The organism is Nocardia sp. X0981 (assembly GCF_977089955.1).
The window spans coordinates 1,411,496-1,436,643 of sequence record NZ_OZ372435.1; the positions used below are offsets into that span (position 1 = coordinate 1,411,496).

20 protein-coding genes are annotated in these 25,148 nt (G+C 67.3%); 9 read left to right on the forward strand and 11 right to left on the reverse strand.

Annotated features, from left to right (window positions below; all coding sequences use genetic code 11):
* Nucleotides 1-42: 42 nt before the first annotated feature.
* Nucleotides 43-1,614 (reverse strand): DUF4185 domain-containing protein, encoded by a 1,572-nt coding sequence (locus ACYR7D_RS06225; RefSeq protein WP_459550046.1) that lies wholly within the window; start codon nucleotides 1,612-1,614, stop codon nucleotides 43-45.
* A 235-nt stretch (nucleotides 1,615-1,849) separates the two neighbouring features.
* Between ACYR7D_RS06225 and ACYR7D_RS06230 the strand changes: the two genes are divergently transcribed.
* Entirely contained in the window at nucleotides 1,850-2,671 is an 822-nt protein-coding gene (locus tag ACYR7D_RS06230; protein ID WP_459548670.1) for a hypothetical protein, read from the forward strand.
* Between the two features lie 5 nt (nucleotides 2,672-2,676).
* On the opposite strand, the gene ACYR7D_RS06235 is transcribed toward ACYR7D_RS06230, so the two are convergent.
* Complete coding sequence (locus tag ACYR7D_RS06235; protein WP_459548671.1) at nucleotides 2,677-4,137, reverse strand: CCA tRNA nucleotidyltransferase; 1,461 nt, start codon at nucleotides 4,135-4,137, stop codon at nucleotides 2,677-2,679.
* A gap of 322 nt (nucleotides 4,138-4,459) precedes the next feature.
* Between ACYR7D_RS06235 and ACYR7D_RS06240 the strand changes: the two genes are divergently transcribed.
* The 8 genes from ACYR7D_RS06240 (at nucleotide 4,460) to ACYR7D_RS06275 (ending at nucleotide 17,157) form a co-directional block, all read left to right on the forward strand.
* Entirely contained in the window at nucleotides 4,460-4,996 is a 537-nt protein-coding gene (locus tag ACYR7D_RS06240; RefSeq protein ID WP_459548672.1) for an NUDIX hydrolase, read from the forward strand.
* On the forward strand, nucleotides 4,993-7,596 hold the full coding sequence (locus ACYR7D_RS06245) for a DUF6049 family protein (protein WP_459548673.1): 2,604 nt from the start codon (nucleotides 4,993-4,995) through the stop codon (nucleotides 7,594-7,596). Before ACYR7D_RS06240 ends, ACYR7D_RS06245 begins: the two co-directional genes overlap by 4 nt.
* A 1,220-nt stretch (nucleotides 7,597-8,816) precedes the next feature.
* Entirely contained in the window at nucleotides 8,817-12,614 is a 3,798-nt protein-coding gene (locus tag ACYR7D_RS06250; RefSeq protein ID WP_459550047.1) for a murein biosynthesis integral membrane protein MurJ, read from the forward strand.
* Nucleotides 12,615-12,883: 269 nt separating this feature from the next.
* Nucleotides 12,884-13,459, forward strand: a complete 576-nt coding sequence (gene sigM, locus ACYR7D_RS06255; RefSeq protein ID WP_459548674.1) for an RNA polymerase sigma factor SigM — start codon at nucleotides 12,884-12,886, stop codon at nucleotides 13,457-13,459.
* 133 nt (nucleotides 13,460-13,592) lie between these two features.
* Complete coding sequence (locus ACYR7D_RS06260; RefSeq protein ID WP_459548675.1) at nucleotides 13,593-14,345, forward strand: hypothetical protein; 753 nt, start codon at nucleotides 13,593-13,595, stop codon at nucleotides 14,343-14,345.
* An 82-nt stretch (nucleotides 14,346-14,427) separates the two neighbouring features.
* Nucleotides 14,428-15,417, forward strand: a complete 990-nt coding sequence (gene trxB, locus ACYR7D_RS06265) for a thioredoxin-disulfide reductase (protein WP_459548676.1) — start codon at nucleotides 14,428-14,430, stop codon at nucleotides 15,415-15,417.
* Nucleotides 15,414-15,788 carry a thioredoxin gene (trxA, locus tag ACYR7D_RS06270; RefSeq protein WP_459550048.1) on the forward strand — a complete coding sequence of 125 codons (375 nt, stop codon included), beginning with the start codon at nucleotides 15,414-15,416 and terminating at the stop codon, nucleotides 15,786-15,788. The genes trxB and trxA overlap by 4 nt, the downstream gene beginning before the upstream one ends.
* 175 nt (nucleotides 15,789-15,963) lie before the next feature.
* Nucleotides 15,964-17,157 (forward strand): N-acetylmuramoyl-L-alanine amidase, encoded by a 1,194-nt coding sequence (locus tag ACYR7D_RS06275; protein ID WP_459548677.1) that lies wholly within the window; start codon nucleotides 15,964-15,966, stop codon nucleotides 17,155-17,157.
* A 36-nt stretch (nucleotides 17,158-17,193) separates the two neighbouring features.
* Here the strand turns inward: ACYR7D_RS06275 and ACYR7D_RS06280 are convergent, their stop codons facing one another.
* From ACYR7D_RS06280 to rpmH, 9 genes are all read right to left on the reverse strand, one after another.
* On the reverse strand, nucleotides 17,194-17,919 hold the full coding sequence (locus tag ACYR7D_RS06280; protein WP_459548678.1) for a GNAT family N-acetyltransferase: 726 nt from the start codon (nucleotides 17,917-17,919) through the stop codon (nucleotides 17,194-17,196).
* Nucleotides 17,920-18,134: 215 nt separating this feature from the next.
* Nucleotides 18,135-19,154 carry a ParB/RepB/Spo0J family partition protein gene (locus tag ACYR7D_RS06285; protein ID WP_459548679.1) on the reverse strand — a complete coding sequence of 340 codons (1,020 nt, stop codon included), beginning with the start codon at nucleotides 19,152-19,154 and terminating at the stop codon, nucleotides 18,135-18,137.
* Nucleotides 19,155-19,211: 57 nt separating this feature from the next.
* Entirely contained in the window at nucleotides 19,212-20,168 is a 957-nt protein-coding gene (locus ACYR7D_RS06290) for a ParA family protein (RefSeq protein ID WP_459550049.1), read from the reverse strand.
* A gap of 1,015 nt (nucleotides 20,169-21,183) precedes the next feature.
* Entirely contained in the window at nucleotides 21,184-21,930 is a 747-nt protein-coding gene (gene rsmG, locus ACYR7D_RS06295; protein ID WP_459548680.1) for a 16S rRNA (guanine(527)-N(7))-methyltransferase RsmG, read from the reverse strand.
* Between the two features lie 172 nt (nucleotides 21,931-22,102).
* Complete coding sequence (locus ACYR7D_RS06300) at nucleotides 22,103-22,648, reverse strand: Jag family protein (RefSeq protein WP_459548681.1); 546 nt, start codon at nucleotides 22,646-22,648, stop codon at nucleotides 22,103-22,105.
* A 77-nt stretch (nucleotides 22,649-22,725) separates the two neighbouring features.
* Nucleotides 22,726-23,829, reverse strand: a complete 1,104-nt coding sequence (gene yidC / locus ACYR7D_RS06305; RefSeq protein ID WP_459548682.1) for a membrane protein insertase YidC — start codon at nucleotides 23,827-23,829, stop codon at nucleotides 22,726-22,728.
* 4 nt (nucleotides 23,830-23,833) lie between these two features.
* A complete protein-coding gene (gene yidD, locus ACYR7D_RS06310) occupies nucleotides 23,834-24,181 on the reverse strand; it encodes a membrane protein insertion efficiency factor YidD (RefSeq protein WP_459548683.1) in 348 nt (115 codons plus the stop codon).
* Complete coding sequence (gene rnpA / locus ACYR7D_RS06315; protein WP_459548684.1) at nucleotides 24,178-24,582, reverse strand: ribonuclease P protein component; 405 nt, start codon at nucleotides 24,580-24,582, stop codon at nucleotides 24,178-24,180. Before rnpA ends, yidD begins: the two co-directional genes overlap by 4 nt.
* Before the next feature lie 105 nt (nucleotides 24,583-24,687).
* On the reverse strand, nucleotides 24,688-24,831 hold the full coding sequence (rpmH, locus tag ACYR7D_RS06320) for a 50S ribosomal protein L34 (protein ID WP_459548685.1): 144 nt from the start codon (nucleotides 24,829-24,831) through the stop codon (nucleotides 24,688-24,690).
* Nucleotides 24,832-25,148 lie beyond the last annotated feature (317 nt).

Sequence of the window (25,148 nt, forward strand, 5' to 3'; positions counted from 1 at the left end):
GCGAGCCGGTCGGATACCGGGCCGCGCAGCGCATCGAACACCTCAGGCCGGCGGAATCAGACGGGCGTGCATGAGGTACACGTTGTAGGAATCCCACTCCGAGAGCGTGAAATACAGATCCCGCGACGTCGACCACGGATGGATGAACCCGCCGTAGGACTCGGGATAGTCGCTGGTCGACACCAGCCGCACCGGATCACTCCAGGCACCCTGCGGTTCGGCAGCCGTGCGCAGCACGATCTCACCACGCGCGGGATCCAGATAGGCCATCTGCCACTGCCCTGTGCCGGGATCGACACGCACCGAGAGTTCACTGGCCATACCCGTGACGAGAGGCGTCGCCAGATTCTCGGCCGCCGGCGCCCACCAGCCACCCACCCAATACTGGTACGCGGACTCGTTCAGCACCTCGTCCGCCGGTACACGGGCCAGACCGATGGCCCCGATCCGGCCGTTGGGTGTGCCGAACATGTACACGTAGTCGCCGTGCGGCACCATCGTCGCCACCTGGAACCGCCCCAACCCGAAAAAATTCTCCCAGCGGGCGTGCTGATCCTTGACCCAGGTGCTGCCGTTGTCGTCGGAGTAGGCGATACCGCCGTAGTTCGTCCACCACATCCCGGGGACGCGACTCCACCGGTTCACCGACATATAGCTCAGGTACTGCCGGCCACCCAGCGCGAAACCGGAGGTCGGGATGGTGGTGGTCTCCCAGTTCTTGATCTTGCGGCTGCCCAGCAGCTCGGCGGCATGGCAGCGGCTGTCCTGCACCATCGTGTCCAGCCGTAGGCCATCGGACAGATCCCGGTCGGTACTGTAGGCGAGCACATTGCTGCGCCAATCCTGATCCGCACCACCGGCCCCGCCGGGCCTCCAGCCCACACCGAAGGTGTCACCGAAAGCCACGGCGACCTCGCCCGGCCTCGTCTCCCACATCAGACCGAGATCGGTGCCGTCGACCTGCCAGCGCATATCGGTCCGGTTCGGCGAACCGTGCCCGGTGACCTGTTCGACCAACCGCACCGATTCCACCCGCGGCGGGGCGACCGGCGCGACCACCGGACCGGGTTCGACCGGGCGCGCCACATGTGGCGGCGCAGGTTGCGGTTCCGCACCGTCACCGCCGGGCACCGGAATCGGAATGGGCTCTATCTCCGGCCTCAGCTGGATGCGGGGCAGTCGCGGCTGTTCGTTCGAGCCGGAACCCGAACCGCTCCCACTCGCCGAACCGCTGTCCGGTGCGGCCGGGGGTCCGGCCGTACCGGGCGTCGGACCGGCCGGATCCGGGACTTCCGGCACGGGCGTATCGCGGATATCGGGGCACGGGTTACGGCACGGGTCGGCGGGCAGCGGCTCCGGCACTATCCGGGTGTTGTCGTGCGGCGGGTCCGGAACGGGCACCGGCGTCAACTGCGGAACCGGGATCGGGATATCGATCTGCGGTGGAACCGGCGCCTGCGGCAGCGGGGGCGCCGAGGGATCCAGGGCACGTTCGAGCGGATCGAACCCGACCTCGCCACAGCTGTTGACCGGTGGCGGCGCCCACGGATGCGGCGCGGCCGACGCGGGCACCGGCACCGCCGTACAACCGGTGAACACCAACCCGAGGAACACGGCCCCGCAGCGCCTCGGCCGCAATCCTCGCTCCTGACTCACCGCAGTTCACAGTCTCCTGTCGAATGCTGTCGCAGCGATGAACCTACCCGAATGAGAGGGCCGCACCGGGGATTACCGGCCGGGCCGCGTCTCGGATGCGGCGAGCCCGCCCGTGGGCACCCCGCTCCTGGCCACGCCCGGACAACTCCGGATAGTCCGCGCAGGGCCCGGCGCAGTACTCTCAGGAGAGATCATGGCCGCGTACTTCGATCCACGATCGGCTTCCCGGTTCCCCCTGCGGGCGGTCGGTCTCGGGAAACGACTGTTCGAGCAGCCCTGGCTGGAACAGTGGATCAGCTATACCACCGCCTGGATGGAACCGATGGCCGATCTCGGCGCCGGAACCGTCACCGCGCTCCTGCCGGACACCCTGATCACACTGCTCAGCGAAGGGATACTGAGCAGATTCGGCGGGCAGGAAATAAGCGCCACCCTGCTCGGGCATCAGCTGACCGGCACCCTGGACACCCTGAAAGCGCGCCGCCGGGGCGCCCACTTCCAGACGAAAGCGGTACTGCGGGAGCTGCGCTGGGATCAACGGCACATCCACGAGCTCACGGTGATCTCGCATGAGGTCCGGCTCGTACCCGGCGTACCGACCCGAGTCCGCGCGGGCCGGGTGGATATCGAAGGCGTGGTCGGCCTCGACGCCGTAGTGGGCTGGCTCGGCACCCGGCAGCGCGAATGGGAACTCTCGGTCGCCGGCCGAGGACTCGTCCGCGCGGTCCACCGGCGCAAAGGGATCACCGCCGAACTGGACGCGACCGTCACCGACGGCACCCTCCACCTGCATATCCACCGTGCCACCTGGTTCGGGCTACCGGTGCCCCGGCGCCGGCGCACGATGAACCCCATCCCGATAACGGGACTACCCCACGGTGCGCGGATCCGCAGCGCGGTCCGCGACGGCGAACTGGTGCGGTTCCGGATCGAGGTAGGGCCGGTCAGCGGGGCGTTCGATCTGAACCAGATCCGCTCGGCGATTGTCGCCGGCACCACCCTGATCGTGTTCTGACCACGTCACCGCTGCGTCTGCCACCATTCCTTCAACGCCGCCTCGGCCTCGTCCCGGGTGAGCGGCCCGCGATCCAGGCGCAATTCCTTCAGATAGCGCCACGCACGGCCGACATCGGGGCCGGGCCGTAGGCCCAGCAGTTCCATGATCGCGTTACCGTCCAGGTCGGGGCGCACCCGGGCCAGATCCTCCTGCTCCTGCAACCGCGCGATCCGCGCCTCCAGATCGTCGTAGGTCGCACGCAACGCGGCGGCCCGGCGCTTGTTCCGGGTGGTGCAATCGGCGCGCACCAGTTTGTGCAGACGCGGCAGCAGTTCACCGGCATCGGTGACGTAACGGCGAACCGCGGAATCGGTCCACTGGCCGCGGCCGTAACCGTGGAACCGCAGGTGCAGGAACACCAGACGGGCCACATCCTCGGTGAACTGTTTGGGATATTTGAGCGCCCGCATCCGTTTGCGCACCATCTTCGCGCCCACCACCTCGTGATGATGGAAACTGACCCCACCACCCGGCTCGTTGCGCTTGGTATCCGGTTTCCCGATATCGTGCAGCAGCGCCGCCCACCGCAACACCAGGTCCGGGTCGCCCTCTTCCTGGTCGATGGCCTGTTCCAGCACTGTCAGCGAATGCCAATAGACATCCTTGTGCTGGTGATGCTCGTCGATTTCCAGTTTCATCGCCGGTACCTCCGGCAGCACCCGCTGAGCCAAACCCGTTTCACACATCATGTCGATACCGTCGATCGGATAGGCCCCGCCGATGAGTTTGTCCAACTCCACCCGGACCCGCTCCGCGGTGATCCGGTCGATTTCCGGCGCCATCCGGGTGATGGCGGCCCGCACCCGCGGGTGCGCCTCGAAACCGAGTTGGGAAACGAAACGAGCCGCCCGCAACATCCGCAGCGGGTCGTCGTCGAACGAGTCCTCGGGAGCGGCCGGGGTGTCCAACACCCCGGCCAGCAACGCCGCCATACCGTCCAGCGGGTCCACGAATTCCAGCGCGCCGTCCGCCGCGATCTTCACCGCCATGGCGTTCACCGTGAAATCCCGGCGCACGAGATCGTCTTCCAGGGTGTCACCGAAGCTGACCTGCGGATTCCGCGAAACCCGGTCATAGGTGTCGCTGCGGAACGTGGTGATCTCCAACTGCTGGCCGTCCTTGGCCGCGCTCACCGTCCCGAACGCCAGCCCTCCGGTGTCCCACAACTGATCCGCCCAGCCACGCAACAACTCCTGCACCTGCTCCGGACGCGCGTCGGTGGTGAAATCCAAATCGGTACCGAGCCGCCCCAGCACAGCATCTCGCACACTGCCCCCCACCAGATACAACTGGTGACCACGAGCGGCGAACATTTCTCCCAGGGGAGTCAGAACATCGGAAAGCCGGCCCAGCGTGATCGCGGCCGCCGCGAGCAAACGGGTACGGCGATCCAGCACTGCGTCGTCGGACTCGGTCGAAACCACAGCAAAACCATACTGTGCTCATGGCGGCGCCTGCGGCGCCGCGGGTTCGAGCCCCTTCGACGTCGCCTTTCGGCCCTCGGGACTCGCGGCTGCGCCGCATGCGCTTCGCGGGCCGAGAGGCGCCGCGGGCTCAACCCTTCGTGGACCTCGCAAGCCTCGGCGCTGTGTGGTCGCGTCGGATGCGGATCAACCGACCCGAGACACAAGGGGCCCCGGACCCGCCCCGCCGAAGGCGGGGCAAATGAACACAGCCCGCCCCGGCCGGAGGCGGGCGGATAAACACCCCCGGCGCCGCCGAGGGACACTCCTCTAGTATTGCGTAGTGTCTCCGGCCGATCGCGCGAACAGTCGACGCCGCCAGCCCCGGCGCCGTGGTTCGGCCGGCGCTGCGGCGAAACCACGTATGCGTACGGTGCGGGAAACCTCCGCCGGTGGGTTGGTCGTCGACGGTTTGGACGGCCCACCCGACAAGCGGTGCGCGGCACTGATCGGCCGTACCGACCGCCGCGGACGGCTGCTATGGTCGCTGCCCAAAGGACATATCGAAGAGGGCGAGACCTCGGAGCAGACAGCTATCCGGGAGGTCGCCGAGGAAACCGGTATTCAGGGCGTGGTGGTCGCCGAATTGGGCAGTATCGATTACTGGTTCGTCACCGAAGGGCGGCGGGTACACAAAACCGTGCACCATTTTCTGCTGCGCTCGGTCGGTGGTGAACTTTCGGACGCGGATGTAGAGGTCACCCAGGTCGCCTGGGTGCCGCTGCGCGAATTGAACTCCAGGCTCGCCTACGCCGACGAGCGCAGGTTGGCCGAGGTGGCGAACCGCCTGATCGACCGGATGGAGACCGGTAAACGATGACGCGTGGACTGGGTCGGATCATGCTCGTGATCTTGACCATCCTCGGCTCGGTGACGGCGCTGCCCGCGCTGCTCGCATCCCCCGCTCACGCCCAGCCCTCGGAATCGGCCGAGGACAGCTCGGCCCCGCAGTTCCTGAAGTTGTCGCTGGATTCGGTGACCCCGGGGACGGTGACCACCGAGAGCGAGCCGGTCCTGACCGTTACGGGCACGGTCACCAATATCGGTGACCGTGGGGTGGACGAGGTGACGGTCCGGGTGCAGCGCGCCCGCGCGGTGGCCGATCCCAGTGAACTGCGTACGACCTTGACGCTCGATCAGGCGAATTACGATTTCCCCACACCGTTCCAGGACATAGCGGTCCGCCTGGAACCGGGGCAGCGCCAGCAGTTCACCCTGGCCGTGCCGCTGCGCGACAACTCGGGGAGATCGCTGAACATCACCGAACCGGGTGTGTATCCCCTGCTGCTGAATGTCAACGGGACCCCGGATTACGGCGGTCAGGCACGGTTGGACGATGCCCGGTTCCTGCTGCCGGTGCTGGGGCTGCCGGCCGCCGCCGACGGGAGCGGGCCGCCGCTACCCGTGCCCGCCCATCCGCCGGTGGAGACGACGCTGCTGTGGCCGCTGGCCGACCGGCCCCGGATGGTGGCCGGGCAGACCGGTGAACTGGATCGGACGGTCGAACTCACCGATGACGAGCTGGCGGCCTCACTCGGTAAGGGTGGGCGGCTGGACGAGTTGGTCGGGGCCCTGGAGTCGGTGTTCGGCGACGAGCGGGCCGCCGCGGGAGCGTCCTCGGCGGTATGTCTGGCCGTGGACCCCGATCTGCTGCTGACCGTGCAGGCGATGACCGGCGATTACCGGGTGTTGGCGAGCCCGTCCGATCCGGACGGCGCCACCCGCCCGGGTACCGGCACCGAATCCGCCAAACTCTGGCTGGACCGGCTGCGCACCCTCACCTCCTCGATGTGCACGGTGGCACTGCCCTTCGCCCAGGTCGATATCTCGGCCCTGGCGGTGGCCGATGATCCCGCGTTGACCGCCCGCGCGCTGGAGGCACCGGCCGCCATCGTCGACTCGATCCTCGATACCCGGTCGGTTCGCGGTGTGAGCCTGCCGGACGCCAGCAGCCTGGATCCCGCCGCGGCGCAACTACTGCGCACCCATGGTTTCGGCACCGCGGTGCTCGCCGGTAACGCGGTCGCCCCGGAGGGCGGGGCCGGTGATCCGTATGCCACGGTTCCCGATCTGGTGCGGTTGCCCGGTATCACGGATGCGGTCGCCGCACCGGCGCCGCGGGCCGGCGGGGAGTCTCCGGACGCGGTCACCGATACCGAGGTCTCCCCCGAGGGCGGGACCGCCACCGGCGCAGGCCCCGCCGCGCCGGTGGGGGCGGGCAGCGGCGATTCCTCCGCCGATCCCGCGCTGCGGGTGGCGACCTTCGATATCTGGCCCGCCGCGGCGCTGGCCGGGGTCGGTTCCAACCCTCCCACTCCCGCCTATGTGCCCGAACAGGCCCGGTACCCGGTAACCAACGATTCGCGTAGCGCGCGTCTGCAGGACGCGCTCGGTGCCGTGTCCTGGCGGGCGCTGCAGGCTGATCCGTCCCGGCCGCGCTCACAGCTGATCATGCCGCCGCAGCAGTGGGGGGCCAACCGGAACGAGGCCGCCGCGTTGCTGCGACAGTTCGAGTTGCTGGTGAAGAACGATCTGGTGCGGCCGCGGCCGTTCGCCGAGCTGATCGGACAGGAACCCGATCCCGCGCCGTATCAGTTGGCGCCGGTCGCCGGAGCGTCCCTCGAAGCGGTACCGCCGCATTTCGCGGTGCCCGCGCGGGACCAGTCATATCGAATGACCCAGTTGCTCCGGGCGATGGTGGAGGTGCCCGAGAACCGGCCGACACCGCGCGCCTTCCTGGACCCGTTACGTGACGATCTGGTGCGCGCGCTGTCGCTGTCGGACCGGCGCGGGGGGCCCACGGCCCAGGCCGAGGTCTTCGCTGCGCGCCGGATCGAGAAGGTCACCGCGGCGGTGGACGAGATCTACCGTTCGGTGACGGTGCTGCCGCCGGGTGGGGTGTACACACTGGCTTCGGAGTCGAGTCCGCTGCTGCTGGTGGCCCGTAACGATCTACCCGTTTCGGTTCGTATCAGGTTCCGGATCGACGCACCGCCGGAAACCAAGATCACCGATATCGGCGAGCAGCTGCTTCCGCCCCGGGGCACCCGCTCGTTCCAGATCCCCACCGAGGTCAGTGACAGCCGCAAACTCGTGGTGCCCATTTCGCTGTCCACCCCCGACGGTGTTCCGCTCGGCCACGCGACCTCGATCTCGGTGCGTTCGAACGCCTACGGACAGATCCTGGCGATAATCACCGCTTGCGCGGCGACCCTGCTGTTCCTGCTGGCCGGGCGACGGTTGTGGCGCCGGTTCCACGGCAAACGCGACCCCGCCGACAAAGGTATCGATCCGGGAATGCGGCGACGGGTCATCCGGCTGGGCCGGGCCCGGCGCCGGGAGACGGCTGCTACCACGTCCCAGGTGAGCGATGCGGCGGCGACCACCCGCCCGGCGGCCCGGCGGCGGGAACAGGTCTAGCGTCCCCGGTCCGGCTGCCGCGGACGCCACCCGGTGACCAGGGGAGAGTGACCCGTGCCCGTGTCCCGTGGAAGATAGAGAAGTGCGCGCACCGGCCATCCGGATCCGTCCGGGGGCCGGTGCGTGGTCGGGAGCGGCACGGAAAGCGGAGCGAACAGTTCCTCGTCCGGTCCGGACGGCACCGAGAGTGTTCGACTCGACACAGGGGACTACCGGCAAGCGGGGGTCCGGGCGATACAGGAGGCATGATGAGCGACGATGAATCCTCCGCTCATCGGCAACAGCAGCCCGGTCGACAGCCCGACGGTCCACGAGACCGGCGGGCCCCCAGCGCGCCCTGGGAGCGGATGTTCCCCGCTTCCGAGCCGGAGACGGAAATGAGCGCTAACTCCGGCAACATGGACCGGGGTCGCGAACCGTACCGGGAACCGCCACCGCAGCTGCGCCGGCCCGAGCGGCCCGGCGGCCCACCGGGGCGGCCTCTTCCGCCGAATCAGCGCCCGGCATTCCGGCCGGGGCCGCATCCGGGCGAAGACCGCTACGCCGCGGACCGGCAGCCGGGCCCGCAGGCGCCCGGTAACCCACCGGGCGTACGGCCCGCGAACCCGCCGTCGGGCGCGCGCCCAGCGGTTCCTCCGGACCGGCAGCGGCAGCCCGACCCGCGGATCCCCCGCAACCCGAACGGCGCACACCCCGCCAACCCCCCGTCCGGGGCACGCCCGGCAGTGCCACCGCCCGGGCGCTCCGCGCCGCCCTCCCGGCCGCAGCCGGCGGTTCCACCGCCGTCCGCTGGTAACCCGCCGCCGGTTCCCGGCCGGCCACACCCCGGGGGCCGGCCTGTACCGCCCGGCCGCCCCCCGGCGCCCGGCCCGGCCGGGGCCACCCCGCCGCAGCGGCCGCGGCCGGTGAACGACCTACCCCCGGCAGGGCCCGGATCCGAGCCTTTTCCGGCGCAGCGAATGCGCCCGGCGCAGCCACCCGCGGCCGGCCGTCCGATGGATCGTGGCGGCCCGCCCCCCGGCATCGACCGGGCCCCGCATCCGGCACAGTCCCAGCCTCGGGTCCGGCCCGACCGGCCGGCCGAGCAACCGCACGCGCCCGCACCGGCCCGGCCGAACCGGCAGGCGCCGCCCTCGCAACCGCTACGGCAGGTACCGGTGGGCCACGCGCCTCAGCGGCCCGCACCGCCCCGTGGCGGCACACCGGCGGCACCCGAACGGATACCCGCCGCCGCGGTGACGGTCGCGGAGAAACCCGCCGAACCGCAGCGGGAGGGCGAATCCACCGGTGGCCAAGCCAAGCTGCTCAAGGACTCGGGTTCGATCGCGATCGCCACTCTGATCAGCAGGGTGACCGGGTTCGGTAAGCAACTGCTGCTGCTCGCCGTTCTCGGTCCGGCGATCGCCAGTTCGTTCACCTCGGCCAGCCTCATCCCGAACTACATCGCCGAGCTCGTCCTCGGTGCGGTGCTCACCGCCATCGTCGTCCCCACTCTGGTCCGCGCGGAGCAGGAGGATCCGGACGGCGGAGCGGCGTTCATCCGACGCCTGGTCACCGCGGCCTCCGTGGTCCTGGGTACCACCGCGCTCTTGGCGACCGCGGCCGCGCCGATCCTGGCGACACACGTATTCGTCTCCTCCGACGGCAAGGTCGATACCGCGCTCACCACGGCCCTGACCTTCCTGCTGGTTCCCGCCGTCCTCTTCTACGGGCTCTCGGCGCTGTTCACCGCCATACTCAACACCAGAGGCGCGTTCAAACCGGGCGCCTGGGCGCCGGTGCTCAACAATCTGGTGGTCCTGGCCGTCCTCGCCCTCTACGCGCTCACTCCCGGGGAGATCACCCTGGACCCCGTGCGGATGAGCGATCCGAAACTGCTCGTCCTGGGCTGCGGCGTAACCCTCGGTGTGATCGTGCAGGCCGTGAGTCTGCTGCCCGCCATCCGGCGTCAGGGCATCGATCTGCGCCCCCTGTGGGGGCTGGACAGCCGGCTCAAACAGTTCGGCACCATGGCCGCCGCCATCATCCTGTACGTGCTGATCAGCCAGGCCGGCGGAATCTTCGCGAACAATATCTCCTCGCACGCCGACGAAGCCGGTCCCGCGATCTACCAGAACGCCTGGCTGCTGCTCCAGTTGCCGTACGGCGTCATCGGGGTCACCCTGCTCACCGCGATCATGCCCCGGCTGAGCCGTAACGCGGCCAACGACGACACCCCCGCGGTGGTCGACGATCTGTCCGCCGCCACCAGGCTGACCATGATCGCTCTGCTCCCCATCGTCACCTTCCTGACGCTGGCGGGTCCGCAGGTCGGCGATGCGCTGTTCGGGTACGCCCGGTTCGCCGAGGACGCCTCTCGGCTCGGCACCGCGGTCAGCTTCTCGGCGTTCACCCTGATTCCGTACTCTCTGGTACTGATCCACCTGCGGGTGTTCTACGCGCGGGAACAGGCCTGGACACCCACCTGGATCATCCTCGGTATCACCGCGGTGAAGGTGCTTTTCTCGGCGCTGGCGCCGTTCATCGCCGACAGCAGTGAACAGGTCGTCATCGTGCTCGGGGTGGCGACCGGCCTCGGCTTCACCACCGGCGCGGTGATCGGCGGCTACCTGCTGCACCGCAGCCTGGGTGATCTGCGGATGGCCAATGTCGGGCGCACCGTCAGCCGGGTGCTGTTGGCCTCGCTGGCCGGAGGCGCCGTCATGCTCATCGCCGACCGGGTCATGGGTCTGGACCGGCTGACCGAATCGCTCGGTGGGGCCGGCTCCTTCATCCGGGTCGGGATCACCGCCATCGTCATGTTCGCGGTGGCGTTCGGGCTGATGCGTCTGGCCGGTATCCCCGAGGTAGTGGCGATAACCGTCGCCATCTCCCGCCGGCTCGGCATCACCCCGCCGGCGCCGCCGGTCGACCTGGATGTTCCCGCCGAGGACGAATACGCCACCAAGGTCCTGCGCCGCCACGATCCGTACCTGGCGTACTCGGGCTTCGACTCGACCATGGACGCGCAGAGCACAATGGTGCTGCCGGTCATCCGCCCGGACTCGGTTGAGCGCACCGGTGCCGGTCACTTCCCGTACCCTGTTCGGCAGACCAGCACAAGTGGCAGATCCGCCGAAGTTGCGGCATACCAGGGCGAAGGAGGTCCGAGGGTGAGCGACGACGCGGTGGGCGACGTCCCAGCCGCCGATTCTTCCGTGAATCCGGCGAGCGGCCGCCTGTCCACCGATGTTCCCCCGGAGCAGTCGGAGCCGGGCAACCCGCGCATCCAGCGTGGGGACAGGGGACCGTCCGCGCCCGATTCGGCCTATCCGCCGGGCACCGGACCGCAGCCGGATGATCCGGAGGCCGGCTCCCGGGAGGCGCCGCCGGAGGAACCGGACGACTACGTACCGGAGGAACATCACCAGCAGACCGGCGATCCGGTCTACGACACCGGCATGATCCCGGTACCGCCGGTGGTCCAGCCGAGCCGGGCACAGCGCGGTCCCAAACTCATTCCCGGGGCGTCGGTGGCGGGTGGCCGCTACCGGCTGCTGGCCGATCACGGCGGGTCGCGGGGGCTGAAATTCTGGCAGGCGCTCGATATCAAACTCGATCGCGAAGTGGCGTTGACCTTCGTCGACGCCGATCAGAAGGCGGCCGGCAACTCCGGCCAGGACGGCCCGCAGGCCATCCTGTCGCGCACCCTGCGGCTGGGGCGGATCAACTCCCCGGGTCTGGCGCGGGTGCTGGATGTAGTGCGTGGCAGTTCCGGCGGCATCGTGGTCGCCGAATGGACCCCCGGTCGTTCGCTGCGCGAGATGGCCGAGACGGTGCCGTCTCCGATCGGCGCGGCTCGTGCCATCCGGGTACTCGCCTCCGCTACCGAGATGGCGCACCGCAGCGGCGGGGCGCTGTCCATCGACCACCCCGATCGGATCCGGATCAGCGCCTCCGGCGACGCGGTACTGGCCTTCCCCGGCACTCTGGGCGATGCCGACCCGCAGGGCGATGTGCGCGGTCTGGGCGCGATGCTGTACGCCCTGATGACGGCACGCTGGCCACTGCGGGCAGGCGGATCAGGCGGTAACACCACGGTCGGCGGCCTGCACCTGGCCGATTTCGGCCCCGACGGCACACCTGTCGAGCCACGGCAGATCAGGCCCGAGGTCCCGTTCGAGATCTCGGCTGTCGCGGTGCGCGCGCTGGAACCGAACAAAGGTGTCCGCACGGCCGCGACCATCCAGCACGTGCTGGAACAGGCGTCCGTGGTCGATCAGAAGACCGATTTCATCCCGGTCCTGCGTTTGGGCCAGCGCGCCCCGGCTCCGGCCGACGAATCGCTGGCCGATCCGGAGCTGCTCGCCGCCGAACGCGAGAAATCGCAGCGCATGATGTGGATCATGGTGGCGCTGGGCATTCTCACCGCACTGGTCGTCGGCATCGTCATCTGGTGGCTGGTGAGTGTGTTCGCACCGGGCAGTTCCAGTGAACCGCTGAACGAGCAGCGGGTCATCGGTCTCACGACCAGCCGTGCACCCGATACATCCGAGACTCCGGCTTCGGAAGCATCCACAACCGCCGCGGCGGCCGACGGGGTGCCGGTGCCTGTTACCGGAATGACCGTTTTCTCCCCGGAAGGCACCCCGGACGACCCCTCCGGCGCGGCCGCGGCCATGGACGGTGACCCGGCCACCGCATGGAGTACCGACAGCTATTTCCAGCAGTTTCCCGCATTGAAGAAGGGCGTGGGGCTACTCGCCACACTGCCCAGTCCCGCGACGCTCACCAAGATATCGATCACGTCGTCCACCCCGGGGACCTCGGTCGAGATCCGCACCTCACCCACCGAAACCCCCACCCTGGATCAAACCCAGCTGGTCGGTACGGCGGTGCTGGGTGACGGGGTCACCGAGGTGCCGATTCGAACCGATCAGGCGGCCCGTTACGTTCTCGTGTGGGTCACCGGCCTGGGCAATTCCGGCGCGCAGTTCCAGAGCTCGGTCGCCGAGCTCGCCTTCGAGGCGAAGCCCTGACGAACCGGTCCGGCCCGGTGTCAGGGCACGGGAGCGGAACGAGATCGGTTGCCGCAGAATCGATCGCCGGGATATGATCGCGATCCGCGCTCTCGATAGGGGGCCCGGCGGGCTCAGGGGTTTCATCTCGAACGCTGCCGATTCGCGGTGATCATCGGTAACCGCTACCGATAGTCGCTGCGGTTGTGGAGCGCTGTCCAAGGGGTTGGCTATTGTCGTTCGAATCGAATGCGGGGGTCCACGGCGGGGCAGCGCCGACCGGCGCTGCGATGACGAAACCATCCGAATTCGATTCGATCAGCGATACAGAACTGCTGCGGGCCCACGCCAGCGGCGTTCCACACGCCTTCGCCGCACTCGTCCGCCGACACAACAACCACCTCTGGCAGACCGCGGTACGGGTCTCCTACACCCAGGAAGACGCCGCGGATGCCCTCCAGGACGCGCTGCTGTCCGCACATCGCAACGCAGGCTCCTTCCGCGCCGAATCCGGGGTGCGCACCTGGCTGCACCGCATAGTGGTGAACGCCTGCCTGGACAGGATCCGGCGCAACCGGGCCCAGCGAGCCGTCACCCTGCCGCCGGAGGTGTGGCCCGAGATATCGGACAACTCCGACGAATACAGCCGCATCGATATTTCGATCGTGCTCGAACGCGCCTTGTTCGTGCTCCCACCGGAACAGCGGGCGGCGGTGGTCGCCGTGGATGTGGAGGGGTACAGCGTTGCCGACGCAGCGGAAATGCTCGGCGTTCCGGTAGGTACCGTCAAGAGCCGTTGCGCACGCGCCCGCCAGCGTTTGAAAGCCGAACTGGACTCCGTGTACACGGAGGGGAACCAGATGTAGCTGTCCCGCGTCAGTATCCAATGACACATTTTCCTTCTCGAAGCCTATATATCCGAGAAGGCGGAGAGAAACCACCCGGCCGCAGGAATCGGTACCCGAATCAGATGGACGCAGCATTGGAGGTGCGAAGGTCATGAGCCCCGTCCCGCAACCTCCTTTCCCCCCGGAACTGCTCGCGGATCTGCACGCCGGAAATATCGACCCCACGACGAGCACACAGCTGTGGCCCGCGGTACAGCGGGATCCGGAAGCGCGGCGTTACCTGGACTCGCTGGACGAATTGCGCTCGTCTCTGGCCGGTCTGGCGACCGCGGAGCATACGACCCGCCCCATACCCGGCGATATCGCCGCCCGGCTCGACGCGTTCGCCGAATCACTCGGCGCGCCCGCGCAGCAGCGGAGCCTATCGGGCGAAACCGCGTCCGGGGAGGCCACCGGCACACCACCACCGGTATCGCTGGACACGTACCGCCGGCGTAAACGGACAGCCGCCGGCCTCACCGCGGCGGCGGCGTTGATGATCGCGGCCGGTGCCGCGCTCTTCGTCAGCGAATCGAACGAGGTGCAGACCGCGCCCACCGCCGCCCCGCCCCTCACCGAGAGCGCCGAACCGGGCGCCGAACTCGATTCCGCGGTGGCGCTGCGCGCGCTCGGCCGCAACGATGTACGCGGCCGTCTCGCCGACCCGGCCGCGCTCACCGCCTGTGTACGGGCCGCCGGGATCGACCGCCCCGTACTCGGGTCCGCCGATATGCGATTCCGCGGCGACGACGCTGTGCTCATCCTGGTCGGCGGACGTAACGGTGCCCAGATCACCGCGCTGGTGGTGGGCGCCGGCTGCGCGCCGGGCAGACCGGAGGTACTGGCCACCACCGATATCGGCTAGCGCGGTGGCGGCACGAGCGGGAACAAAGCACGTCTACCCTGTTGTTGACCGAAACGTCCCGCAAGCATTCCGGAAGGGCCCCATGAGCACGCCAGTTCGTGACCTGATCATCGTCGGCTCCGGACCGGCCGGCTACACCGCCGCCGTGTACGCCGCCCGTGCCGAGCTCCAGCCCTTGGTGTTCGAGGGCACCCAATTCGGGGGTGCGCTGATGACGACCACCGAAGTGGAGAACTTCCCGGGTTTCCGTGACGGCATCATGGGGCCCGACCTCATGGAACAGATGCGCGAACAGGCCAAACGATTCGGCGCCGATATCCGGACCGAGGACGTGGACGCGATCGATCTGAGCGCACCGGTGAAGAAGGTCACCGTGGGCGAGGATGTCTACGAAGCGCACGCCGTGATCCTCGCCATGGGATCGGCCGCCCGATACTTGAACGTTCCCGGCGAGCAGGCTCTGCTCGGCCGCGGGGTGAGCGCCTGCGCCACCTGCGACGGCTTCTTCTTCAAGGGCCAGGACATCGTGGTGGTCGGCGGTGGCGATTCGGCCATGGAGGAAGCGATCTTCCTCACCAAGTTCGCGGCGAGCGTCACCGTGGTGCACCGCCGTGACGAGTTCCGTGCCTCGCGGATCATGCTCGAACGCGCCAAGGCCAACGAGAAGATCCGGTTCCACACCAACGCCGAGGTCGTCGAGGTGCACGGCGAGAACTCCGTCACCTCCTTGACCCTGCGCGATACCCGGACGGGGGAGACCTCCGAACTCGCCGCCACCGGCCTGTTCGTGGCCATCGGCCACGATCCGCGCAGCGAACTCGTACGCGGCCAGGTCGAACTGGACGCCGAAGGTTATGTCGTGGTGCGTGAACCTGGTACCCAGACCACCGTCGAAGGCGTTTTCGCCGCCGGTGACCTGGTCGACCACACCTACATGCAGGCCGTCACCGCCGCCGGCACCGGCTGCCGCGCCGCGATCGACGCCGAACGCTGGCTCGCCGAGAGAGGCGATATCACCAGCAATACGCTGCCGAATGCCGACCAGCCGGTCGCCGTTCCGGCGGCGAACTGACCCCGGCAGGCCGAGCCCGGAGATCAAGGAGAACAACCATGTCCAAGACCACCAACACGGTCACCGTCACCGATTCCTCCTTCGCAGACGCGGTACTGCAGAGCGAGAAGCCGGTCCTGGTCGATTTCTGGGCCACCTGGTGCGGGCCGTGCAAGATGGTCGCCCCGGTACTGGAAGAAATCGCCGGATCTCACGGTGAGAAGCTCACCGTGGCCAAGCTGGATATCGACGCCAATCCCGATACCGCCCGCGATTACCAGGTGATGAGCGTGCCGACTATGATCCTGTTTGCCGGCGGCAAGCCGGTGAAACAGATCGTCGGAGCCAAGGGTAAGGCCGCTCTCCTGCGAGAGCTCGAGGACGTTATCTGACGTCTCGAATAGGCCATCGAGCCGCCGTCACGCGACGACGCGCCGTACTATGCCCTGACCAAGATTGTCGAATTCCGGTCCGGGTCTGACAGAATCGACCACGCTCCGTCGTGCGAGGGTGTAGGCCATCGCATGAGTGGGTACCCGGGATTGACGGAAGGAAGGGCCCTCACGCATGCACCGACTTCGTCACGGCGACACCGGTCCAGCCGTAGCAGAGGTTCGGAGCACCCTGGCAAGTCTGGGGTTCCTACACGCGCACAACGGTGTGGACACCGAGGGTGCGGGCGAGTACTGGAAAGATACCGAAGCTACTTTCGATTATCAGCTCGATTCCGCGGTGCGCGCCTTCCAGCAGCACCGCGGCCTGCTGGTCGACGGAGAGGTCGGTCCGGCCACCTACCGGGCGCTCAAAGAGGCGTCGTACCGTTTGGGCGCCCGTACGCTCATCTACCAGCTCTCGGCCCCGCTCTACGGCGACGATGTGGCCACGCTCCAGCGCCGTCTCCAAGACCTCGGCTTCTATGTGCACCGGGTGGACGGTTTCTTCGGCCCGCACACCCACGAAGGTCTGACCTCGTTCCAGCGCGAGATCGGATTGTCCGCCGACGGTATCTGTGGCCCGGACACCCTGCGTTCCCTGGAACTGCTCGGCGCCCGGGTCACCGGCGGTAATCCGCACCGGATCGCCGAGGAAGAGGTCGTGCACCGGGCCGGACCGCAGCTCACCGGGAAACGCATCGTCATCGACCCCGGCCTGGGCGGACCCGACCGGGGACGCGCCGTACCGACCGAATTCGGCGAAGTATACGAATCGGAGATCCTCTGGGATCTGGCCAGCCGGCTGGAGGGCCGGATGGCGGCCACCGGTATGGAAACGTTCCTGTCCCGCCCGTGGGGGAGCAATCCCACCGACGCCGAGCGGGCGGAGACCTCCAATGCCTTCGACGCGGATCTGATGATCTCGCTGCGCTGCGCATCCAATTCCAGCCCGATGGCCAACGGGGTCGCCGGATTCTATTTCGGCAACTCGCATGGTTCGGTGTCCATGATCGGCCAGGTACTGGCCGGCTTCATCCAGCGGGAAGTGGTCGCGCGGACATCGCTGCAGGACTGCCGTACCCATCCGCGTACCTGGGATCTGCTGCGCCTCACCAAAATGCCGACCGTGCAGGTGGACATCGGGTACGTCACCAACAAGTACGACGCCTCGGTCCTGGCCGATCCGCGTATGCGCGATGTGATCGCCGAGGCGATCCTCATCTCGGTGAAACGGCTGTATCTACTCGGCCAGGACGATCAGCCCACCGGGACATACACTTTCGCCGAACTGCTGGCCGAGGAACTCGCCGCCGCCGACAGCGGATAGCGCGTTCCCTCGCCCGCGCGACTCGGGTCCCGCACTTCAGAAGGTGAGGACCCGGGTCGGTACGGTCAGGGACGCGGCGGCGAGCAGCTGATCGAGAGCATGTTCGACATCTTCTTTCCAGCCGTGGTCGGAGTCGAGTTCCAGCCGCAGCCGCGGAAAACGATGATGCGGTGCCACCACTTCGAATCCGACTTCTTCCAGGAAGTCGGCGTCGATCATGCAGTTCTCCGGGCTGCAACCCAGACTCGAGCGCCGCGGCCCCCGCTCGGGTGTGCCTATCCGTTCCATCAACCGCATGGTGCCGGACGGCCGATCGGAAAGGGCGATACTCGCCGGGGCCCCTCGCATGCCGAAGGCCTCCAGCGCGCGGACACCGCGCCGGACCAGATCGGTGACCACGGCCTGCACGAGCCGGTAGGCGATATCGCCGTCCATGTCGGGATATTCGGTGCCGAGGGTGGTGAGCAGCACCGCATCGGGACTCACCGGTGAAGTGGGGAAGAGGCCGGCACGTGGTACCACCCGTGGAGGCGCGTACAACGCGCATCCAACGGTTTTGTCCTCGATGGTGGCGAGCTGCCCGCATGAGCCCCATTCGAGCATGACCGTCGAAATCCAGGCTTCCTTCTCGAACACCGGATCGGTGAACTCACAGGAGTCCGCGGCCACCGCGGGATCGATCTCCCAGAAAACGCAGCGGCGGGCATGCGCCGGTAGTCGGCTGATGCCCTCCAGGGTTAGTCCTGTGACGCTGGTCGACACCGCTCTGCTCAGCCTCCAGCTATCCGATTCGTCTACGCTCACGCCGCATCGAGCTCTTCTTGCCAGCAAGAATATGCGATCAAGCGAATCCGCCTCATTTCGCGTCACCATGGTCTTCGGTCCAGGCCCGACGCCACGCAAAGCCATCGGTGAACTACTGTCACGGTGACGTTTCATCTCCAGGGAGAAGGTTGCGCAGTCGACAAGGCGAAATTTCAATTGTTGAGCGAGGTCTGCAGCATCAAATCGACGATCCGTTCCAGATCATCCACCGACCCGAACTCGACTACAATTTTGCCCTTTCGCTTTCCGAGACTCACCGAAACCTGAGTATCGAAAGATGACGACAAGCGATCGGCGACATCCTGTAACCCGGGGGATTGGATCGACGGTCGTTTGGGAACCGGTGGCTTGGCCGGCTCCTGTTCGAGATTCGCAAGCTTGACCGCTTCCTCTGTCGAACGCACCGAAAGCCCCTCGGCGACGATGCGCGCGGCCAGGACTTCTTGAGCGTCGGCCCCACCTTCCAGACCGAGCAGCGCCCGCGCGTGCCCCGCGGACAGCACACCGGCCGCCACCCGTCGCTGCACCGGGATCGGCAGCTTGAGCAACCGGATCATATTGGTCACCACGGGCCGGGAACGCCCGAGACGAGCCGCAAGCTCCTCCTGGGTCACCCCGAATTCTTCCAGCAGCTGCTGATAGGCGGCCGCTTCTTCGAGCGGGTTGAGCTGTACGCGGTGAATATTCTCGAGGAGCGCATCCCGGAGCAGCGCATCATCATTGGTCTCCCGGACGATGGCCGGTATGGTCTCGAGCCCCGCTTCCTGACAGGCTCGCCAGCGGCGCTCACCCATGATGAGCTGATAGCGGTCGCCACCCGGTTCCAGTTCACGGACCACGATCGGCTGCATCAAACCGAACTCGCGGATCGAATGGACGAGTTCGGACAACGCCTCGTCGTCGAAGTACTGACGCGGCTGCTTCGGATTGGGCTCGATCTTGTCCGGCGCGATCTCCCGATAGACAGCATCACCTGCCGGAGTCAGCTCCGCCGCGACTTCCTCGGGTTCGGGTACGCGGTGCAGGTACGGGGCCGCGGGCCGCGGGCCGGGATCCAGACCGATCACCGCATCGGCCGCATCGGTCCCCAGACCGGCCGCGACAGGCGCCGGCCCCGTCGGGATCAATGCCGCCAGACCGCGTCCTAGTCCACCCTTTTTCGCCTGACTCACCGGCCTACCCTTTCCCTTGCCCGCATCTACGACCACGTACGCTCACACCCGATCCATTCACTCCGCGCCGTCCGCCGCGGTCGCGTAACGTGCCGCACCGCGAGCGGCGAGTTCCCGCCCTGCGTCCAAGTAGCTCATGGCGCCGCGGGAACCCGGATCGTAATCCAGCACCGTCATCCCGTAGCCGGGTGCCTCGGAAACTTTCACGCTGCGGGGGATCACCGACCGCAGAACGACATCGCCGAAGTGGCTGCGGACCTCTTCGGCGACCTGATCGGCCAGCTTGGTACGGCCGTCGTACATGGTGAGAACCACCGTCGATACGTGCAACTCCGGATTGAGATGCGATTGCACCAGCCCGATATTCCGGATCAGCTGCCCCACGCCCTCGAGGGCGTAGTACTCACACTGGATGGGGATGAGCACCTCGCGCGCTGCCACCATCGCATTGATGGTGAGCAGACCGAGAGAGGGCGGACAGTCGATCAGGACGTAATCAATGTTGTAACCGGCGATATTGGCGTCTTGGATCGCGCCTTTGAGCCGAGCCTCCCGGGCCACCATGGAAACCAGTTCGATCTCGGCTCCGGCGAGATCGATAGTTGCCGGGATGCAGAGCAGGTTATCGCTGTGCGGGCTCTGCTGGATCGCGTCCTGGACCTTGATCTCGCCGATCAACAGCTCGTAGGTCGACGGAACACCGGAGTGGTGTTCGACGCCCAGCGCGGTGCTGGCATTTCCCTGGGGATCCAAATCGATCACGAGCACCTTCATCCCCTGGTGCGCCAGGGCCGCAGCCAGATTCACCGTAGTGGTGGTCTTACCGACTCCACCCTTCTGGTTGGCCACGGTGATGATGCGTTGCTCACGAGGTTTCGGCACTGCCACCCTTCCTGGATGCATAATCTGGCTCGCACGGTGCGCCTCGGCGGCGATCGGCGTTTCGGTAGGGGAGATATGCCCGTAGGGCGTGCTACCGAATGCTTCCGGGCCGATATTGCTGCCATCCAGCATTCCCGGTACGCGTGATGTTTCCCGTGAAACATTCGCTGAACCGCTCGACATAGACCGCTCCTAACGAGAGAACTGCAAGATCACGTGGCTCGACAGACGCCGGCGTCGTGTCGTCGAAACAATCCGTGCTGGATCGAATCATGATCCACGACCGGGACCGCGGCGTCCGGGCAGACAGGTGCTTCGCTATGCGTGGTCACGCGAAGCTACCTCCTCCGACGCTGACGCTCAGCCGCCAGTCGACCGAGCGGAGCTCCACCGCTGCCACACCAGGATTCGCCCGGCGCACCGACGCTCACGCTCGACGTTCCTTAGCTTGCCAGTCGCGAGCGCGATAAGAAAGCCGAATCGCTGTGACGCGCCCGCGACACGCGTAGTTGTCCGAATTTTCTCGACAATGCGACCTGCTCGCAGCACTGCAGTTGCACGGAGAGTCGATGTTTCACGGGAAACATCGAGGGTCGATGTTTCCCGTGAAACATCGCATCGGCCGAGAACGACCGGTTCGCGTGATTCTTCACCACCGAGAGACACGTCCCGCAGCCCACTGATCACCTCGAGGGAATCCCGCAGCCCGGCGCATCACAGCTCGCTTCACGCAGACCGGACCTCCGCCGCCCACTTCGGCCGGGCCGCCCGTCGGGTCCCCGCACGTCGCCGAAGCCGGGCAACCGAGGATTCGACGCCGCGGGCGCCGCTTGGAGTCATCGAATCTCGCAAGTCCGCGGCCGGCTCACCTCGGCGCCGCAGGAGGGCGCTCGACCGTTCACCTCGAACGGCTTTCGGGCTTCCGGGCTTCCGGGCTTCCGGGCTTCCGGGCTTCCGGGCTTCCGGGCTTCCGGGCTTCCGGGCTTCCGGGCTTCCGGGCTTCCGGGCTTCCGGGCTTCCGGGCTTCCGGGCTTCCGGGCTTCCGGGCTTCCGGGAGGATGATCGGCGACCACCTTGGTGCGAGTCGATGTTTCACGGGAAACATCGACTCACACCCTGCGCGTGTGCACGCGCAGGGTGCTCACGTCTATTTGTGCACGGCGCGGCGACCCACCCGCGCGACGCGTTTCTTCATCTTCTTCGGTGCGCGTTCCGAACGGCGTAAACGTTCGGCCGAGAGCACCACGGTCGGAGTTTCGATCACATCGACTCCGCATTCCAGCACCGCAAAGTTACCGGCGCCCGCCAGTTCGACGTCCGCGCGATCGCGCTCCAATTCCTCGGCCACACTCGCACCCTTGAGAGCGAGCATATGACCGTGATCATGGAGGAGCGGAACCGACCATTCGGCGAGCCTCGCCAACGGGGCGACAGCCCGCGAGGTCACCACATCCGCACCGCCGGCTTCCTGGATCACGCCCGGCTGCTCCGCCCGGCCGCGCACCACCGTGACCTCCAGTCCGGCGGCATCGATGAACTCCTTGAGGAAAACCGTTCGACGCAGCAACGGCTCGACGAGAACGATCCGGAGATCCGGGCGGGCGAGCGCGAGAGGGATGCCGGGTAATCCCGCACCGCTACCGATATCGACCACCGAGGCACCCTCGCCGATCAGTTCACCGACGACCGCGCAGTTCAGGATGTGCCGCTCCCAGAGTCGCGGCACTTCGCGCGGACCGATGAGCCCACGCTCCACCCCCGCGGTCGCCAGTGCGGTCCAGTAATCACGCGCCAAGTTCACGCGCTCACCGAAAACGACCTCCGCTGCCGCCGGCGGCAGCGACTCCGGCGCCGCCGCCCCCGAATCGCCGAGATCTGGTTTCACGTGAAACACCCTTCTATGAGGTCGTGGAAATAAGCGTCCAAGTCTTCTCTTCGCGGTTCGCCGTAGCCAACGCGGCAGTCCGATCGCGCCCGGCCCGGATGAAGAAAGGGCCCGGGGTCTAGGAGACCCGGGCCCTATCCAACCACTGACCACCCGCCCACCGCACGCGGTGGGCGGCCACTCACTCCGGTACGACGACCACCCGGCGGTTCGGTTCCACACCTTCGCTCTCACTGGCGACCCCATCGATCGCCGCGACCGCGTCGTGCACGATCTTCCGCTCGAAGGGGGTCATCGGAGCCAGCTGCTCGGGTGCACCGGTGTCCAGCACACGCTGAGCCGCGGCCGCGCCGAGAGCGCTCAGATCCGCCCGGCGCTTCGCGCGCCAGCCGGCCACATCCAGCATGAGCCGGCTACGAACACCCGTCGCCTGCTGTACCGCCAGCCTGGTGAGTTCCTGCAGCGCGTCGAGCACCTCACCGCTGTGGCCGACGAGCTTCGTCAGATCCTTACCGCCGTCGATGCTGACCACCGCACGGTCGCCCTCCACATCGAGATCGATATCGCCGTCGAAGTCGAGCACATCCAGAAGCTGTTCGAGATAGTCACCGGCGATCTCGCCCTCTTCGATGAGCGCTTCCTCGGCGTCGGTCACCGTGTCGTCAGAGGCTTCTTCCACCACGGTCGTGGATACGGTGGCGTCGCCGCCTTCGGTCTCGAGAGTCATATATTTCCTTTATCCGTTCGTCGGGACTCCAGCCGGTCCGCGGCCGGGATCACGATCACATGGGGATCTGGGGTGTCTCAGCGGCGGCGCTTCTGGTTGGCCCGCCCGCGGTTGCCGGGCCGTTTCTGACCACTCGACCGCCGCTGGCCCGACTGTTTACCGCCGGACTTGCCGTTCGTCTTGGCCGGAGACGTGCCGTTGGCGCCCGCCGTATCATCGGCGCCTGCCTCGACGGCAGCCGGTTCGGTGCGCGAAGGGGCCGGCTTCTTCTTGGTGTCGACCGGCTTCGCACCGGGCTTCGGCGCGTTCTGCGCCTGCTTCTCCAGTTTGGCCTGGCGCTTGGCTTCTTCTTCCTTGGCCATACGACCGAAAACGAGATGCTGCTGCCCGTAGGTCCAGATGTTGTTGGAAACCCAGTAGAGCAGGACGGCGATAGGCAGGAACGGGCCACCGATGAGCACACCGAAGGGGAAGACCCACAGCGCCAGTTTGTTCATCAGCGCGGCCTGTGGGTTGGCCGCCGCCTCCGGGCTCTGCCGGGAGACGGAGGCACGCGCGTTGAAGTGGGTGGCAACCGCGGCGATGATCATGAGCGGGATCGCGACCACGGCGATACTGACCCGGCTCGGGACGCCACCGTAATCGGCGAAGGCGAGCAGCTCGTCGGCGGGAGCGGTGATGAACGCCGATATCGGGGCGCCGAAGATACGCGCGCTGAGGAACGACTGCACATCGTCGACGTTGAAGACGTAGTTCGGCGTATGCGCATTGGTGTAGGGATCCATGCCGAGCTGGCCGAAGCCGTGACCGGTCCGGTTGAACGACCGCAGCACGTGGAACAGACCGAGGAAGACCGGCACCTGAGCCAGGATCGGCAGGCAGCCCATGAGCGGGTTGAAGCCGTGGTCCTTCTGGAGCTTCTGCATCTCCAGCGCCATCTTCTGGCGGTCGTTCTTGTACTTCTTCTGCAGCTCCTTGATCTGCGGCTGCAGCTCCTGCATCTGCTTGGTGGTGCGGACCTGTCTCACAAACGGCCGGTAGAGCACCAAACGCAGCGTGAAGACGAGGAACACCACGGACAGCGCCCAGGACACACCGTTGTCCGCTCCGAAGGCGAAGCCGAAGACCCGGTGCCAGAACCAGAGGATCCAGGACACCGGATAGTAGATGAAATCGAGCACGGCTCTATGCACTCCCGTCGGTAGTGTCACCGATCACCGCGTGCGGTGATCCCTTACAAGCTTCGGTCCGCGGATCGTCGTGGCCGACGCTCGGCCGCCGCTCCGGCACGGGATCCCATCCACCAGGGTGCCAGGGAGCACATTTCGCCAAGCGCACGAGGGTCAGGCCGGAACCGACCACCAGGCCGCGGGTGCGTAGGGCGGTCACCGCGTACTCGCTGCAGGTCGGAGTGAACCGACAGACCGGCATCCGAGTGGGAGAGACGTAGGTCCGGTAGAGCTCGATCAGGAAGATCAGTGAATTCGCGGGCCAGCGCCGGACTGCCGCGGCACGCGAAACGAGGGCGTTCATTGCGAGACGCTCCGAGGGTCGGCCGCTGCGGCCGACCGGATGCCGAGCTTACGCAGGCCGCTGTGCAGTTGGCGGCGCAGCTCGTCGCTGTCGGCGGTGGCGGCGCCGGGAAGTGCGCGAATCACGATATCCACCTCGGGGGAGAGATCCCCGGTCAACCCAGCGCAGATATGACGCAGGCGGCGGGCCACGCGGTGCCGAACGACTGCGGGGCCTACCGCCTTGCTGACGATCAAACCGAAACGCGGACCGCCGTGCCGCACCGGGACATCACGCGCCGCGGCGTCCGGGAGGTCCACCAAAGCGTGCACGACCAGATCTCGTTTTCCGGTGCGCCGACCACGGCGTACCGTCCGGGAGAAATCGGCACGCCGGTGTAGCCGGTACGGCTCAGGAAGCATCCGGGCACCCGGGAGTCGTCCGAGCCGCGTATCCGGCTCGGTTACCGGAGGCGCGGGCCACGGGGTTCGGCGGGCCGGGCATCGGACACCGAATTCGACGAGATATCAGGCGGTGAGGGAGTTGCGGCCCTTACGGCGCCGCGCGGAGACGATGGCGCGACCCGCACGGGTCCGCATCCGGAGACGGAAACCGTGGACCCGCGCCCGACGACGGTTGTTCGGCTGGAACGTCCGCTTGCCCTTGGCCACGGTCAACACTCCTCGAATTGGTGGGCACCCGGCGGCACCCGAAGCTTTCGGTGATCTGATGATGTCGGCTCGGCGCCGAGGTCCTGGGACACGGTCAGCACAGAACGGTCACCGCGCCGAGGGGTGACTGTACGAGGGTACTTACCCAGTTCTACCGGGTCAAACTCGCCCCCGGTACAACGGTGCGGGACGCCACCCGGCCGGGAAACGCGGTGGCGATCATCACCGTACTCCCGTTCGCGTCCCGAGGATCGCAGGTCGGGCGGTTACGTTGCTCCGCGGACCACCGCGCGACCAGAACGGTGATCCGCGGAGAC

Coding starts and splice junctions, on each gene's coding strand:
- ACYR7D_RS06230 (WP_459548670.1), top strand. CDS start 1,850: ATGGCCGCGTACTTCGATCCACGATCGGCTTCCCGGTTCCCCCTGCGG.
- ACYR7D_RS06260 (WP_459548675.1), top strand. CDS start 13,593: ATGAGCCCCGTCCCGCAACCTCCTTTCCCCCCGGAACTGCTCGCGGAT.
- yidD (WP_459548683.1), bottom strand. CDS start 24,181: ATGAACGCCCTCGTTTCGCGTGCCGCGGCAGTCCGGCGCTGGCCCGCG.
- sigM (WP_459548674.1), top strand. CDS start 12,884: ATGACGAAACCATCCGAATTCGATTCGATCAGCGATACAGAACTGCTG.
- ACYR7D_RS06290 (WP_459550049.1), bottom strand. CDS start 20,168: ATGCTGGATGGCAGCAATATCGGCCCGGAAGCATTCGGTAGCACGCCC.
- rnpA (WP_459548684.1), bottom strand. CDS start 24,582: ATGCTTCCTGAGCCGTACCGGCTACACCGGCGTGCCGATTTCTCCCGG.
- trxB (WP_459548676.1), top strand. CDS start 14,428: ATGAGCACGCCAGTTCGTGACCTGATCATCGTCGGCTCCGGACCGGCC.
- ACYR7D_RS06275 (WP_459548677.1), top strand. CDS start 15,964: ATGCACCGACTTCGTCACGGCGACACCGGTCCAGCCGTAGCAGAGGTT.
- ACYR7D_RS06300 (WP_459548681.1), bottom strand. CDS start 22,648: ATGACTCTCGAGACCGAAGGCGGCGACGCCACCGTATCCACGACCGTG.
- ACYR7D_RS06245 (WP_459548673.1), top strand. CDS start 4,993: ATGACGCGTGGACTGGGTCGGATCATGCTCGTGATCTTGACCATCCTC.